The sequence below is a fragment of the Wolbachia endosymbiont of Drosophila barbarae genome, assembly GCF_044752445.1.
GTDB lineage: Bacteria > Pseudomonadota > Alphaproteobacteria > Rickettsiales > Anaplasmataceae > Wolbachia > Wolbachia pipientis.
The window spans coordinates 1-2,486 of the sequence record NZ_JBIXJM010000090.1 but is presented as its reverse complement, the minus strand read 5'-3'; the positions used below and the strand labels follow the sequence as shown (position 1 = coordinate 2,486).

The 2,486-nt window shown below is 32.1% G+C and carries 1 protein-coding gene; it reads right to left on the bottom strand.

Going from position 1 to position 2,486, the window contains the following annotated elements:
- Positions 1 to 2,486 (bottom strand): hypothetical protein (locus ACIPNH_RS01205; RefSeq protein ID WP_400771128.1); only part of this gene is annotated, 2,486 nt, incomplete at both ends.

Here is a 2,486-nt window from a genome sequence, read left to right as displayed (position 1 = left end):
AATTACCTAAAAAGGCTCCAATACCTTCATAATTTGACTGAAAACATTGAAGAAATGTCTCTCCTTCTTTATAAGTATTATGTACCACATTTAACGCTTTTCTCTCTGTAATCTCTTTATAAGCATTTGATGCTCCAATCTTTATTGCACCAAACATAACTTTACTCCAGTTCTTAACTTTCTGTATACAACCTTCACTATTTCCTGGTATATTATTTATTATATTTTTTGTCAAATTGTCTATCAAAGGAGACAATAAATTTTGACTAAAATGTTTGATATTATCTTTTGTTTTAATTACAGGATATTTGATGCGTTTTTCTGCTAAACAGTACTCCAGTTCTGCTCTTTCTAATAACTTCTTGATTTCTTTTTCATCAAAAATTTCAAGCTTGAATACCTTCAGTAAATCATCTTCTATTACTGCAAATTTTATTTTTTCACGAGACGTTAGTTCTTCTTTATAATCATTTTTTGTTTCTTCATTTATCAATAATTCTTTTTTGCCTAATTCTAACTGTTTTAATGCTTTCAGAATTTCTTCATTCCTTTTTAAGAGCACTTCTATTGATCTTGTACCCGGATGCCCTTTTTCCCTGTTATTTTGTTCAGCTTGTAAACGCTTATTTTGATCTTTGAGTGTTTGTTCTAATGTAGATTTTTCTAAATGTCCTTCATCTTGCACGCGAAAAGCTTCAATTATTTCTGCTAGACCTGATTCACCATATTTTCTTAATTTCTTGCATAAACGTAAAACACCCTTTTTTTGTTCTCGAAGTAACCTTTGCACTTTATATTTTTTTATTTCTAAATACATCTTTTCTATAAAGTCATTTATTTTAGCTGAAGCTTCCTTATCCGATGGAACCTTTACTTTTTTTTCTAAATCTTCAAGCTGCTTCCTTAGGCTTTGCTTCTCCTTATCCGGTATATCTGATTGACTTAACTTACCTTGAACTTTTTTCATTACTGATTTTATCAGCCTGCGCTCAATCTCTTGATCATCATATTCGAATTTAAAAAGGTCTTCTAACCCCCTTTTTAAGGTGTCATTTGTTAAGCTACTGTTTTCATGTATTTCTTTTAATTTCTTATATATATTGTTACACCTTGTTTGACCTATTCCTCTTAAACGTTCAATTTCTTCTTTCGCATTACCTAAGGCTTTCTCTGTTGCTTGGAGATGCTTATTTTTATAAATATCAATTACTGTCCTTTTAACTATTTCGCCTTCCTTTATAAGCTTTTTCCATTCTGCCTCATGTACAGAAAATTCATCATCTTTTGAGTCTTCTACTTCCATTCCTGCGTTTTTCAAATCTTCTATTATAATCTCTTTTCTACTTGGTAATTCCTTACCTTGGCTCTCTAATTCCTGTCTCACTAAAGAATTTTTTATCTCATCTTCCAGCGAAAAATCTTCTCCCCGTCTATCTCGCTGAAACTTAATTGCTTGTATAAAGGCAACTTGATAAGCACTTTGTATTAAGTGACTTGTCAAATTAGGACCTATACTATCTACCACTTTCGACTTGAATTCGTTCAATAATTCCTTCAATTTATCATATGTAATCTCTTTCTTTTCTAGCTTTATCAGTTCTTCCATAGTCTTCGCAAATTCCTGAATAGAAGTTGCAAGCACATCCTTGATTTCATTGCGTAAGGGCTTAAGACCATTTTTTAAATTGATGTTAGTTGACAATTTCAGTACGATGCTATGCTCTGAATCCCGCGTCACATCAAACCACTTGTTATTTTCATTTTCATACAAATCTCTAAGCAATCGTTTAAATTGCGGTGGAAATTCTATTTCCATATCCCACGCAATATTTGGTCCAGTAACTTCCTTTTCATGAAAAGACACCTCAATATTTTGATGCTTATTAAAATACCGCCCCATACTTATTTTAAGAGCAGTAACTAAAGAGTGAGATAAATCTCTATTTAAAAGATAAAAAGTAGCCAAAGCAATTGTTGCAGGAACAACTAAGGCTACAAGTACAGCCATATTAACAAAAATTGCTATTGCAGCAAGAACACCATATGCCAATCTTTTTGGCACGCCAGTTTCACTCTTTTTTGTCTTATCTTCCCCTACACTGTCTTGTGTCTTGCTGTTTGCTTGAAATCTACTGCATACGACTAATCCCAGTGCAGTAAAAGCAATATAAGGAAGCATTAAAACTGACAGAGCTAAATTTAATATTTTCTTTTCTGGGCAAGTTCTATTTATTTCCTTAAATATTTCGCTTGATATATTATACCAGGAAGTAAAAAAATCAGAGTTATAATCTTTATAATGAAATATACTGAGTGGAACGTTAAAATTAGCTAACGGCTCTTGTTCTTCCACAGCATCAAAAAATTCTTCTTCCTCTTCTGAAGTAGCAAGACCTAAATTATTCCCTTCTTCTACATTAGAAACAGCTTCCATAGCATCAAAAAACTCTTCTTCCTCCTCCAAAGTAACAACAGATTCTGCTTTA